The sequence below is a fragment of the Fictibacillus sp. KU28468 genome, assembly GCF_026153615.1.
Taxonomy (GTDB): domain Bacteria; phylum Bacillota; class Bacilli; order Bacillales; family Fictibacillaceae; genus Fictibacillus_C; species Fictibacillus_C marinisediminis.
The window spans coordinates 1,093,718-1,105,481 of sequence record NZ_CP110666.1 but is presented as its reverse complement, the minus strand read 5'-3'; the positions used below and the strand labels follow the sequence as shown (position 1 = coordinate 1,105,481).

At 44.5% G+C, this 11,764-nt stretch carries 13 protein-coding genes and 1 other annotated feature; of the genes, 7 read left to right on the top strand and 6 right to left on the bottom strand.

The annotated features are described in order from the left end of the window. Positions 1-9 precede the first annotated feature (9 nt). Together OKX00_RS05580 and OKX00_RS05575 are read right to left on the bottom strand one after the other, a co-directional pair. The gene (locus tag OKX00_RS05580) at positions 10-624 is read right to left on the bottom strand and encodes an alpha/beta hydrolase (protein ID WP_265409741.1); all 615 of its coding nucleotides are present in this window, start codon (positions 622-624) and stop codon (positions 10-12) included. Beyond that, the gene (locus tag OKX00_RS05575; RefSeq protein WP_265409740.1) at positions 621-1,580 is read right to left on the bottom strand and encodes a ring-cleaving dioxygenase; all 960 of its coding nucleotides are present in this window, start codon (positions 1,578-1,580) and stop codon (positions 621-623) included. Before OKX00_RS05575 ends, OKX00_RS05580 begins: the two co-directional genes overlap by 4 nt. 314 nt (positions 1,581-1,894) lie before the next feature. Between OKX00_RS05575 and OKX00_RS05570 the strand changes: the two genes are divergently transcribed. The 4 genes from OKX00_RS05570 (at position 1,895) to OKX00_RS05555 (ending at position 5,768) form a co-directional block, all read left to right on the top strand. After that, positions 1,895-3,361: an NAD(P)/FAD-dependent oxidoreductase gene (locus OKX00_RS05570; RefSeq protein WP_265409739.1), complete on the top strand. Its 1,467-nt coding sequence runs from the start codon at positions 1,895-1,897 to the stop codon at positions 3,359-3,361. Positions 3,362-3,466: 105 nt separating this feature from the next. Beyond that, the gene (locus OKX00_RS05565) at positions 3,467-4,126 is read left to right on the top strand and encodes an SOS response-associated peptidase (RefSeq protein ID WP_265409738.1); all 660 of its coding nucleotides are present in this window, start codon (positions 3,467-3,469) and stop codon (positions 4,124-4,126) included. Between the two features lie 50 nt (positions 4,127-4,176). Beyond that, positions 4,177-4,419, top strand: a binding site (T-box leader). Between the two features lie 42 nt (positions 4,420-4,461). Then, complete coding sequence (locus OKX00_RS05560) at positions 4,462-5,457, top strand: tryptophan--tRNA ligase (RefSeq protein ID WP_265409737.1); 996 nt, start codon at positions 4,462-4,464, stop codon at positions 5,455-5,457. An 83-nt stretch (positions 5,458-5,540) separates the two neighbouring features. Next, complete coding sequence (locus OKX00_RS05555; RefSeq protein ID WP_265409736.1) at positions 5,541-5,768, top strand: hypothetical protein; 228 nt, start codon at positions 5,541-5,543, stop codon at positions 5,766-5,768. A 97-nt stretch (positions 5,769-5,865) separates the two neighbouring features. On the opposite strand, the gene OKX00_RS05550 is transcribed toward OKX00_RS05555, so the two are convergent. Beyond that, complete coding sequence (locus OKX00_RS05550; RefSeq protein WP_256224425.1) at positions 5,866-6,480, bottom strand: DedA family protein; 615 nt, start codon at positions 6,478-6,480, stop codon at positions 5,866-5,868. A 187-nt stretch (positions 6,481-6,667) separates the two neighbouring features. Between OKX00_RS05550 and spoVB the strand changes: the two genes are divergently transcribed. Then, positions 6,668-8,200: a stage V sporulation protein B gene (spoVB, locus tag OKX00_RS05545; protein WP_062232977.1), complete on the top strand. Its 1,533-nt coding sequence runs from the start codon at positions 6,668-6,670 to the stop codon at positions 8,198-8,200. Between the two features lie 29 nt (positions 8,201-8,229). Beyond that, the gene (locus OKX00_RS05540; protein WP_265409735.1) at positions 8,230-8,397 is read left to right on the top strand and encodes a hypothetical protein; all 168 of its coding nucleotides are present in this window, start codon (positions 8,230-8,232) and stop codon (positions 8,395-8,397) included. A 135-nt stretch (positions 8,398-8,532) separates the two neighbouring features. On the opposite strand, the gene OKX00_RS05535 is transcribed toward OKX00_RS05540, so the two are convergent. From OKX00_RS05535 to OKX00_RS05525, 3 genes are all read right to left on the bottom strand, one after another. Continuing rightward, positions 8,533-9,129: a DedA family protein gene (locus OKX00_RS05535; protein WP_265409734.1), complete on the bottom strand. Its 597-nt coding sequence runs from the start codon at positions 9,127-9,129 to the stop codon at positions 8,533-8,535. A gap of 29 nt (positions 9,130-9,158) precedes the next feature. After that, positions 9,159-9,971 carry a pyrroline-5-carboxylate reductase gene (gene proC, locus OKX00_RS05530; RefSeq protein ID WP_265409733.1) on the bottom strand — a complete coding sequence of 271 codons (813 nt, stop codon included), beginning with the start codon at positions 9,969-9,971 and terminating at the stop codon, positions 9,159-9,161. An 84-nt stretch (positions 9,972-10,055) separates the two neighbouring features. Further along, entirely contained in the window at positions 10,056-11,114 is a 1,059-nt protein-coding gene (locus OKX00_RS05525) for a M42 family metallopeptidase (RefSeq protein ID WP_416054304.1), read from the bottom strand. A gap of 121 nt (positions 11,115-11,235) precedes the next feature. Here OKX00_RS05525 and OKX00_RS05520 point away from each other — a divergent pair, with 121 nt between their 5' ends. Further along, positions 11,236-11,736, top strand: coding sequence for a peroxiredoxin family protein (locus OKX00_RS05520; protein ID WP_265409731.1), 501 nt, complete (start codon positions 11,236-11,238; stop codon positions 11,734-11,736). Positions 11,737-11,764 lie beyond the last annotated feature (28 nt).

The following is an 11,764-nucleotide window of genomic DNA, read 5'->3' as shown; positions in this document are numbered from 1 at the left end:
CTCTCGCGATTAGCTTTTAGAGTAATACTTTTGAAACCAGTCCCGTGCAGCCTCTGCCTCAGGCTGTGTGAGCTGATGGCCGTAATCTCCCCAGTACGTTTCCACATTCGCTCCTGCTCCTTGCAAGAGGCTTTCCAGTTCTTCCGTCTCCTGTGGAGGGCAGATCGGGTCATTTTTACCGGCACCGATAAATATCGCTGCTTTCTCGAGATTTGGCAGTGTGATTCCTCTTAATGGCACCATGGGATGATGAAGGATTGCGCCGCGCAATTCTCCTTTATAGTGAAATAAAAGGCTTCCGGCGATATTCGCACCATTCGAATAGCCGACTGCTACGATATTCTGCCGGTCAAACTCATATTCATCGGCCGCATGATCTAAAAAGTCATGCAGCTCTTTCGTGCGGAATTTCAAGTCTTCTTCATCGAAGATCCCTTCAGCCAACCTTCTAAAGAAGCGAGGCATTCCATTTTCAGTGACGTTTCCTCTGACACTTAATATAGAAGATTCCGGTGAGATCATTGAGGCGAGCGGCAATAAATCCTCTTCCGTACCACCTGTTCCATGGAGCAGAAGCAATACTGGTGCCTTTTCGTTTCTTCCTTTGTTAAATAAATGCCTCATTTTACTTCATCCTCCTTTAAAACCCGAACTTCTGCCGGCATAAGCACAGATTCAATCTTTTCCCGCTCTGGCTCAAGCCACGGAGGAAGAAGAAGATTTTTACCCATAATGTCTTTCGGCTCGTCCCGTGCAAATCCAGGCGGATCAGTCGCGATTTCAAAAAGAATACCACCTGATTCGCGGAAATAGATCGCATTAAAATATTGACGGTCAATAACTGGTGTTACTTCAAAACCGCTCTGCTGAACATGTGATCTCCAGCTTTCATGGTCCTCATTATCGGAAGCCCGCCATGCGATATGATGAACTGTACCGGCACCCATCGTTCCTCTTCCAACGGCTGACGTTTTAATGTCAATGATATTTCCCAGATCGGATGCAGCTCTAAACCTGATGTAATCATCGTCTTCACCTGCTTTTTCCAAGCCCATGACATCAGTCAGCAATCCCATCGTTTTTTGAGGAGCACCTGATAACAATACCGCACCGCCAAATCCTTTGATGGCAACCTCGGCAGATACCCCGCCAAATGACCATGTACTGTTTTTTCCTTCACTGCGGCTTACCAATTCAAGATGAAGTCCGTGGGGGTCATCAAAAGCTAAATACTGCTCGCCAAAGCGTTCTGTTTTTTCAAATGCTACGTTAAATTTAGTTAGGCGCTCTTCCCAGAAGGTTAATGCTCCTTCAGGTACCACGAACGCCGTGACACCCACCTGTCCCGCTCCTGTTCTTCCACTATACGCGCCAGGCCAAGGAAAGAAAGTCATAATCGTCCCTGGCGAGCCTTCCTCGTCTCCAAAATAGAGATGGTACGTACCCGGGTCATCAAAGTTTACGGTTTTCTTTACGAGGCGAAGTCCCAGCACTCCAGCATAAAAATCAACGTTTTCCTGTGGATTCCCAACAATAGCTGTAATGTGGTGAATTCCACTTGTCCTTTTTTCCACAATCATATCTCCCTTCATATATACCCTGTTACTATTCCCTTTTATTATGAACAAACACTTTAACTTACTTATAGTAAGTATGATAACAAACGTAACTTACTTATGTCAAGCACTTTACACGTTATCAATTTTATGGTTTTTATAAGCTGAAAGCGGATAAAGAGGTTATTTATTCCATTTTAGAACGCTAAATACGAACATTAAAATTAATTTTTGATTAAAGGTTCGTAAATTTTATTGTTTTTGTTTTCGGAATTTGATATAGTTACTAAGGTTGTGTGAAACAACACACAGAAGCTTGAACTCGGGAGGTTCTTTTTATGAATAACAAATATGATGTGATTGTGGTTGGTGCTGGTCCGGCCGGAATATTTTCTTGCTATGAATTAACTCGCAAAATGCCGGAAGCCAACATTTTATTGATCGATAAAGGCCATGATATTTATTCAAGAAACTGCCCGATCCTGCAAAAGAAAATTCAAAAGTGCCCGCCTGCTGCCGGAAGAAAAGAATTTGCCGGCTGCCTTCCAGCCTGTTCGATTACGAATGGCTTTGGAGGAGCAGGAGCCTACTCTGATGGAAAGTTTAATATTACAAGTGAGTTTGGCGGCTGGATGACTGATTACCTGCCGGATGAAACCGTGATTGATCTTATAAAATATGTAGACAGCATTAACCTTGAACATGGAGCGACAGAAACCATTACTGACCCGCTGACTGATGAAGTGAGAGATATCGAGAAGCGCGCGTATGCTGCTGGATTGAAGCTTCTCCGTGCACAGGTCCGCCACCTTGGAACGGAACAAAACCTTGCTATTCTGACCAGCATCTATGAATACTTAAAAGAAAAAATCGAAATGCGCTATAAAGCTGAAGTATTGGATCTTGTTACAGAAAAAGTGGATGGAACGCACAAAGCAACTGGCGTGGAATTAAAAGACGGAACGATCCTCTCTGCGGATAAAATCGTCATCGTTCCAGGCCGCGATGGCTCATCATGGCTCACCAAGATTCTGAAAAAACGCCGGCTGAAAATGGCAGCTAACCAAGTGGACATCGGTGTCCGTGTAGAAACGTCAAACGTGGTGATGGAGGAAATCAACGAGCATTTATATGAAGGGAAATTTGTGTTCAATACGTCTGTCGGCACAAGAGTGCGAACATTCTGCAGCAATCCGTCAGGACACGTAGTGGTCGAGAACCATTCAGGCATCATGCTGGCAAACGGGCATGCCTACAAAGACCCTGCTCTCGGTAGCCCGAACACCAACTTTGCTCTGCTTGTATCCCATAAATTTGATGATCCATTTGATGAGCCTACTGAATATGCACATGAAGTATCGAGGCTTGCTAACCAGTTATCCTCAGGAGGCTTGGTCATACAAAAGTACGGAGATATTAAGAAAGGCCGCCGTTCCACTGAAAAACGGATCAAAGAAGGTTTTCTTAATCCAACAATGAAAGAGGCGGTTCCTGGTGACCTCGGTTTAGTTCTTCCTTATAACACGATGAAAAGCTTGATTGAAATGACAGAGGCACTGAATGAAGTAACCCCTGGTATTTCTTCAGAACATACATTATTTTATGGAGTAGAGGCCAAATTCTATTCTGCCCGGCCGAAGCTGAATGACCGTTTTGAATCAGAGATTTCCGGCCTTTATGTCGGCGGAGACGGCGCAGGGATTACGCGAGGACTTGCACAGGCGAGCGCGTGCGGAGTTTGGATCGCTCGTGATATCGCTGATAAATTGAACACAAAAGAAAAGGAACTGGCTGTCATCTATTAATGGCAGATTCAAAGACTCGTTTATCAGGAACGGGTCTTTTTTAGGTTTGAGAAGCTTAGGCTTTACGCTAAAATAGAAGTAGAATCTTTCAAAGGAGCTGTTTCTATGTGTGGAAGATATTCTTTGTATACGGATATGCATTTTATTCAGGAAGAATTTGATATCACGATTCCCGATACCTTGCCTCAGCGCTTTAACATCGCTCCATCACAAAACGTGCTTGTTATTACCTCGGATGGAGGGACACGAAAAGCGGAAATGCACCGCTGGGGGCTGATTCCCTTTTGGGCGAAAGATCCCAAGATCGGCTACAAGATGATCAACGCCCGGGCCGAAACGGTGGATGAGAAGGCTTCATTTAGAGGTCCCTTGAAAAATAAGCGTTGTCTCGTGATAGCCGATGGCTTTTATGAATGGAAAAGAGAAGACAAACAAAAGCAGCCGTTTCATATCCGGCTGAAAAACCGTAAACCTTTTGCCTTTGCAGGCCTCTGGGATCAATGGGAACAAAATGGAGAAGTGATTACGTCCTGTACTCATATCACAACACGCCCGAATGCATTGATGAAAGACCTCCACGACCGCATGCCGGTCATCCTGACAAAAGAAGCAGAAGAAAGCTGGCTGGATCCTTCCATTCAGGATAACGAGTACTTAAAATCTCTCCTCACTCCATATGATAGTGAACAGATGGAGGCATTTGAAGTATCACCGGTTGTCAACTCACCGAGACATGACGTGAAGGACTGCGTTGTACCTTTATAAAATTTTTAGCTTGATTTATCAATATCCATCATTTAACATTATGGAAAAGATACATGGCTATGAAGAAGAAGAGTAGATGGCACGTACACTTCAGAGAGCTGGCGGTTGGTGAGAGCCAGTGTGGAAATGCGATTGAATGGGCTTCTGAGCCTCAAACCGAAACCGCTGGGAGTAGGCTTTGACGGAAGGTCTCGCCGTTAGAAGGAGACAGGTATTCGGTCTTTGGATACTGTTAAAGCGGACTGCTTAGAGCAGTTCATCAAGGTGGCACAACGGGGTTTCTCGTCCTTAATCAGGATGAGGAGCCCCTTTTTTATTGGACAGGAGGAAATTAAATGGAGAAAAAAATTGTACTGACTGGAATCAAGTCTACCGGAAGGCCGCACATCGGAAATTATATTGGAGCCATTAAACCAGCTCTCCAGCTGGCTGAAAACGATGCCTATTCACCTTATTACTTTATTGCAGACTACCACTCTTTAACAACGGTTCAACATGCAAACCAATTCAAGGATTATGTATATGGCATTGCGGCAACCTGGCTTGCACTCGGTCTTGACCCCGGAAAATCAACCTTTTACCGTCAGGCAGATGTTCCAGAAATTTTGGAGCTCGCATGGATTCTCTCCTGTCTCACACCAAAAGGTTTGATGAACCGCGCCCACGCTTATAAAGGTTTGATTGAGGAAAACCGGCAGAACGGTCTCGAGCAGGATTCGGGTATCAATATGGGTGTATTTACGTATCCCATCTTAATGGCCGCAGATATATTATTGTTTCAATCGGATATTGTCCCTGTCGGCAAAGACCAGATTCAGCACGTGGAAATCGCCAGAGACATCGCGGGACATTTCAACCATATATATGGCGAGACATTCGCAATGCCTGAATACAAGGTCGACGAAGAAACTTCAGTCGTTCCGGGGCTTGATGGCAGGAAGATGAGTAAGAGCTATAACAATACGATTCCTCTTTTTAGTGAGGAGAAAGAGTTAGAGAAACTGATCAAACGGATTGCGACGGATTCTAGTTTACCTGAGGATCCAAAAGACACAGCTCGCTCATCTTTGTTCTTAATCTATAAAGAATTTGCATCAGAAGCGCAGGTGAAGAGGATGCAAGAGAGATATGAGAATGGAGTTGGCTGGGGAGAGGTTAAAAAAGAATTGTTTCATGTTATGAACGCCTATTTGGAAACACCACGGCAGCGATATATAGAACTCATGAACAACCCGAAGAAAATGGATGAAATTCTCCTGCACGGAGCTGAAAAAGCTCGCCGGCGGGCGAGGCCATTTCTTGAAGAGGTTAAGGAAAAGATAGGTTGCTGAGTGACGGCTTCCGCCCATTATCTGGTTCAGCCGCCAGGTTCCTCTCTCAAAAAAAGGGGGCTGTCCAAGAAGTCTGTAAGCTGTTGATTTCCGTTCCAGGCTGCTCGCTTTTACCGGCGCGAGCTCCTACTTTCGCGGGGCGTGCGGTGAGCCTTACCGGCGTGAACGCCTACTTTTTGGTGCAAGCACCGGCGGGAGTCTCACCTGTCACGCTAGTCCCGCAGGACAAGGAAAGCTTCGGCAGCGTTATATCGCACGAAGAAAATGTGAAGTTCATTTTCGAGGAGTCTCGCATCTTCCACTTCAATTAACTTTTCATTGAAGATTTTTCAAGCCAAAAAGGGGCTGCCTGAAGGTCAATTTTCGACTTTCTAGACAGCCTCTTTTTTCCTATTCTTGCACTCTTTCTCATGAAACGTCATATCGTTGTGATTTTCTTCCCTTTGTTTTCAAAGAATAGACAGCCACAGCAATTGCAATGATAAAAACGGCCAGGCCGAGAAGGCTCGCCTTATGAACAAATGCGGTAACAAGGTACCATTTTGCACCTACCGTTCTGCCGATCATGATGAACAGAAAACTCCAGATAAATGCACCGATATATGCATAAAAGGCGAATACACGATACGGAAGCGAGGACATCCCTGCAAAATAGGCTGTGAGATGCCGGATTCCTGGAATAAAGTATCCAAACATGATTAATGGTTTTCCGAAACGCTGAAAGTAAGATTGTGAGGTGTGTATTTTATGTGTTGATAAGTGAAATTTCGGTCCATATTTAAGCAATAAGGGTAAACCAAAGCTCTTTCCGAGCCAATAGTTGATCGTAATCCCGGTCGCTGATCCAGCAAAAGCGGCGAGCAGTGTCAAAGCAAAAGAAACTTCACCCGAGTAAACGATATAACCGGCAAAGGTCAGCAGGAACTCATCCGGCACTGGAAGACCGATCACACCAAGCGCAAGAAGGAAATACAGTGCAAAATACCCGTAATGATGAAAAAGATTTTGTAAAAAGATCTCCATACAACACCAACTAGTTTAGGATAGTATCTCTATCTTACCGAAAATATACAATTTTGTATCGTTTTTTTACAATTCTTTTATTTTCCAATCCAAAAGACTCCTTTTTTCGACATTATAAATCTCTCTTCTTTTTCACTTCATATGTCATATACATGTTAAGGAGATGAATTGGACAAAGGGTGAAATCATGGGAAAATTTCTAAAAGGAACACTTATTTTATCTTTGGCAATGCTCTACACAAAAGTCGTGGAATTTGTAGTAAGCGTCCTTCTCGCAAGATCATTGGGCAGTGAAGGTATGGGATTTTACATGATGGCACTGCCGGTAATCGGACTGCTGATCACGATTGCCGCTCTTGAATTTCCAACGGCCCTCTCAAAGGTTTTGGCCGAAGAGGAAGTACATCAGAATGACAAACAGAGGCTCCAGATCGTTAAGGTATCGTTTTACGTCATCATGGGATTAAGCCTGCTGCTGGTGCTGATCAGTGCGGCAGTTACGCTGGTGCTTTTAAAATGGGAGACCATTGATACTCGGCTCGGGTATCCTTTGCTTGCTCTCATCCCGATCGTACCGGTCATAGGAACGACCTCTATTCTGAAAGGCTACTTCAGCGGACTTCAAAAAATGAAGCCCATAGCAATCGCTCAGCTTTTAGAAAAAACGGCGCAGCTGAGTTTTATTTTTTACGTCCTGCAATATATGAAAGGTTTGCCATTAGAATATAGAGTTGTTGCTGCTGTATTGGGTATTGGGGCCGGTGAGCTTGTCTCACTGTTTTTCTTTTCAACGTCGTTTTTACTAGGGCAGCGAAACTTAAAAGATGTTTCGAAATCAGATTTCACACCTGTTCCGCGCAGAAGCATCTTAAAAAAGCTGTTTCAAGTTAGCCTCCCTACGACTGGAGTCCGCATCCTGAACGCCCTTACTGCTGCAGTGAATCCGATTTTGATCACGCAAAGTTTAATGTTCGCCGGAATTACAGCATCAATCGCCACTAAACAGTATGGCATGCTTACGGCGTTTGCGATGACGATCGGCTACTTTCCGGGATTTATCGGATATTCACTGTATGTTTCACTCGTTCCTTCCATTTCCGAAGCACGCTCCAAACAGGATGAAGCAGGGCTGCATCAGCGGATCCACCAGGCTTTTCATATTACCTTTCTTTATGGCATTCCGTGCTCGATCGTAATGTATTTTTTTGCTGATGAACTTACCGTGCTCTTCTATCATTCTCCACAAGCCGGCCAGTTTCTGATGCTCCTCTCACCCTTTATTCTGTTTCATTATTTGCTTGCACCGCTTCAGGCCATCCTTTTTGGCCTGGGGAGGGCAAGAGATGTGTTCTCGCAAACCATATGGGTTAATATCCTGTCTATCCTGCTCATTCTTTCTCTTGCTTCACAAACGTCGTTTGGCATCCATGGGGTCATTATAGCAGTGAACTTTAGCGGGGTTTTACTTTCCTTCCTCCATTACCACACCATCGTGGAAGAGGTGAAGTTCAAGCCTAAGCTCGCAGAATACTTTACGTTCATTGCATCAGGAGTTGCAACCATCTGTCTGTGCGAACTTATGCATACCACCCACTATGAAAACCACCTGTCGATCACCCTCCTGCTGATCGTCGTGTTCTCCTTTTATTATGGAACGCTATTCCTGCTGCGGATGCTGCAAAATGGCATCGGCCGCCTTTGGATGAAACCTCAAAAATAAAAGGGGCTGTCCAAGAAGGCTGTAAGCTGTTGATTTCCGCTCCAGGCTGCTCGCTTTTACCGGCGCGAGCTCCTACTTTCGCGGGGCGTGCGGTGAGCCTTACCGGCGTGAACGCCTACTTTTTGGCGCAAGCGCCTGCGGGAGTCTCACCTGTCACGCTAGTTCCGCAGGACAAGGAAGACTCCGGCAGCGTTTAATCGCACGAAGAAAATGTGAAGTTCATTTTCGAGGAGTCTCGCACCTTCCACTTCAATCAACTTTTCATTGAAGATTTTCAAGCCAAAAAGGAGCTGCTGAAGGTCAATTTTCGACTTTCAGGACAGCCCCTTTTTTTACGAACGTTTCATTTTAACTTTATAGATAAGCCAAATAAGCAGCACTGCCGCTACAGCCGTGAGAATAGCGTAGAATCCCAGGTTGTGAAAGTACTGCTCAACAACTCTCCACTTTCTGCCCAACTCTTTTCCGAGCATGATAAACGTGAAGCTCCATACTAATCCGCCTGAATAGGCATACAGCGCAAACCTTTTAAATTTCATGGCTGAAATGCCCGCAATATAAGCAGAAATATGGCGGATTCCCGGAATAAAGTAACCGATGATAATCATCAGTTTTCCATATTTTTGAAAGTGCCATTGTGTTTTTTCTATTTTTTCTTCCGTAATACCAATTTTAGGGCCAAACGTTTTCAAAAATGGCAGACCGAGTTTATAGCCTAGAAAATAACTGACGGAGATTCCGGACATCGCTCCCAAAAAGGCAGACAAAAAGGTCAATGCAAATCCTGTTTTTCTTTCGTAGACTAGATAGCCTGTAAAGGTGAGTAAAATTTCATCCGGAACCGGCAGACCAATTAAACCAAAGGCAAGAGCAAGAAAGATACCGACATATTCATAGTGAATAATAAAATCCAAAATCGTTTTATTCATAGATTACCCCTATACGGTTATGATGTCTGTCATTCTTTCACAGCCTTGCCTAGCTCAGCTGCACGTTCGTTGGTGGCTTGAACCGCCTTTTGAATCAGCTGTCCAAAATTAGCTTCTTTTAAGATCTCCAGCCCGGCCGCTGTTGCCCCGCCTGGTGTAGTGACCGCTTCCCTAAGGTCAATCGGTGACAAACCACTTTTTAACATGACCGCAGAACCATAGATCATCTGTGAAACGAGCTTCCGTGCTTGGCCTTCTGATATCCCATAGCTCGACGCAGCATTAATGAGAGCAGAAGCAAATTCATAAAGAAAGGCTGGAGCGCTCCCAGTAACAGCAGTAAGTTTATGTATCTGCTCTTCAGTGCATTTTTCGGAGGAGCCGATACTGTCCAACAGAATTTTCAGCTGCTGTTCTTGGTTAGCATTCAAGGTTTCAGCATGTGTATAAATGGACATGGATTCTCCCGCCTCTGAGGCCGTATTAGGCATCACCCAGGCTACCGGTGTGCGAGCAGGAAGGTTATCCTCCAGTTTTTTGAGTCCGACTCCAGCCGCCACGGAAATGACAAGTTGGCCATCGATAGCGGTTGAAAGTTTTTCTAAAACAGCATCATGGGCGTCAGGAGGAATGGCAAGAACAATGACAGAACTATCCAGCACATGATGAATCCAGTCTGTTGTCGTCTCAACAGCATATAACGAAAATAACTCCTGAAGTCTTTCTGTGTTTCCCTGATTTCCTGCAATGATCGATATATTATGGTCTTTAGAAGACTGAAGTCCTTTAATCATTGACTCTGCCATGCGGCCTGCGCCAATAAACAGGAATGTTGTACTCATTTGTTGATCTCCTTTTAAACAAGTGATTTCAAAAGCAAAAGGCGTTCAAAAAGAACACCTTTTCTCTATTGTAGCTTATTTTGTTTAAAAATCTATCAGGGACTCCATTTTCTTCTGATCGACTGTTTTAACGACTGCCGCCAATAGTTTTACTGTATTTTCCAGATCGCTCTTGCTGACCATGGAAACATGGCTGTGGATATAACGCGATGCGACACCGATGACAAGAGAAGGAATGCCTTTTTTAAACAAATGGAACCTGCCGGCATCCGTTCCTCCGCCGAGCATGACATCCACCTGGTAAGGGATGTTATGTTTCTCGGCGATCTCGATCACCATGTTTCGCAGTGGAACGTGCGGCACCATAGAAGAGTCAAGGAATGTTATGAGCGGACCAGCTCCGAGCTTGGCTTTGTTTGAGTTGTCACCCGGTCCATCTTGCGCGATCCCCACATCCATTGCAATCGCAAGATCAGGCTCCATGGCATACGGTGCGGTTGCTGCTCCCCTTAAGCCGACTTCTTCCTGAACTGTGGCTCCACAGTAAATGGTGTTCGGGTGGTCACTGTCTTTGAGTTGCTTTAACACCTCCAGCGCAAGATAGCAGCCCGCACGATTATCCAATGCTTTTGCCAGGATTGTATCGTTATCTGGCAAAAGTTCAAACGGACAGATCGGCATGATCGGATCTCCAACCTTGATCCCCCATTCTTTCACCTGATCTTTATCGTTTGCCCCAATATCGATAAACATTTCACGCATCGGATAGACTTTTTTCCGTTCTTCCAGAGTCAAAATATGCGGAGGCTTTGACCCTACCACACCTGTGAACGTTTTCTTGTCTGTAATCACGTGAACTCGCTGGGAAAGGATAACTTGATCCCACCAGCCGCCGAGCGGAACGAACCGCAAATAGCCGTCCTTCGTAATTTCGCTAATCATGAAAGCTACTTCATCCATGTGGCCGGCAAGCATGATTTTAGGTCCATCAACTGACCCTTTTTTCTCGCCAAAAATGCTTCCCATGTGATCATAAACAAGCGGTGCACCGGACTTTTCGATCTCACGCTTCATAATTTTTCGTATCTCGTTTTCAAAGCCTGGAGCACCATTGGTTTCTGTCAGTTCTTTTAAAAGATCCAAATCTATCACCATCCTATATCTATAGAATGGTAAAAATGCCCTTGTTTTATTACAAGCATTCAAGGTTTTATTTATAGACGATGAAGGAATACTTAAATAATAAAAAAAGGAGGAAAACATTTTGCCAAAATTCCAATTGGGCGATCAGGCCCCTGACTTTACAGCAGTAACAGCAGAAGGAGAATCCTTTCATTTTTATGACCATTTAAAAACGGATGACCGCTTTCACTTGCTTGTATTTTTCCGCGGAGAATGGTGCCCGGTATGCAACGAACAGCTCCAGGATCTTGAGAAGCATAAAGAAACATTCCGTGAGCTGAATACTCACATTCTTGCCATTTCTACTGACGAAACCGCCAACCTGGCAAAAATGAAGCAAAGCAGGACACTCTCTTTCCCCGTTCTGAGTGACAAGGATCAGGAAGTAATTAAAGCTTACGGCGTCTATTACCATGATGATACCTATTATGATGATCATGGCTCACATGGAGAACCGGCTGTCTTTCTCGTTGATCCGCAAAAAAGAATTCTTTATCTAAGCGTTCAGACCGGCCCTTTCGGAAGGCCTTCCGCTGAAGATCTTCGAAAAACCATTAAGTACATTCAGAAAACATTGCGTTAAAAAAAGAGCCTCCAAGGTTCTTTTTTTA